Here is a 656-nt window from a genome sequence, read left to right as displayed (position 1 = left end):
AACAACAAAACGGGTTTAATTTATGTGAAGGGCAATGGTGCTTTACAAGTTGATGGGGCTTTGTTGAATGATTTTGGTGCCATAATGGCAGAAGGTGATTTATCTTTCACCAATGCAGATGGCAGCGGAAAAAGCCTTTCGCTTGTGAACAAAGCAGGCTTGATTCAAGCTGGTGGAAACTTAAATATCCAAACCAACACTCTAAAAAACGAAGCCGATAGCACGCCTGTCATCACGGAAAAAACGGAATATAGCGATATTTCTTTCCAAAAACCAGACAAATATAATTTTCTCGATGGTAGGCCTTTATATCATGATATGGACTGGGATCGTTGGGGAAAAGGAAAACTTTCTAAGAGAAAGCATGGGGCAGTAGGTCCAAAACACTTTATATTTGAGCAACAACTTTGGAATAACAAAGAAGGAACCTATGGCACGGCAACTTTAAAAGATGGGACAGTCTATAAGGCATTTACTTGGAAACATAATGCTCGAAAAGGAGACATAGAAGAGTTTGTATGGAATGGTTCTCGGTGGAAGGGAGGAGGGTTTGGGTCAATAAACGAAGACTGGTCACACATGACAGAAAAGACTGTCACACAAGCATTTTCGCATAAACCAACTGTTTCGGGGGTAATACAATCTAGTGGCAATCT

1 protein-coding gene is annotated in these 656 nt (G+C 40.5%); it reads left to right on the top strand.

Annotated features, from left to right (window positions below; translation table 11 throughout):
• Window positions 1-656 (top strand): hypothetical protein (locus ACFIL8_RS12005; protein WP_375690004.1); only part of this gene is annotated, 656 nt, incomplete at both ends.

It is taken from the genome of Bartonella sp. AP57NXGY (assembly GCF_042195805.1).
In the GTDB taxonomy this organism is placed as follows: Bacteria; Pseudomonadota; Alphaproteobacteria; order Rhizobiales; family Rhizobiaceae; genus Bartonella.
This window is presented reverse-complemented; position numbering and strand designations above follow the sequence as displayed.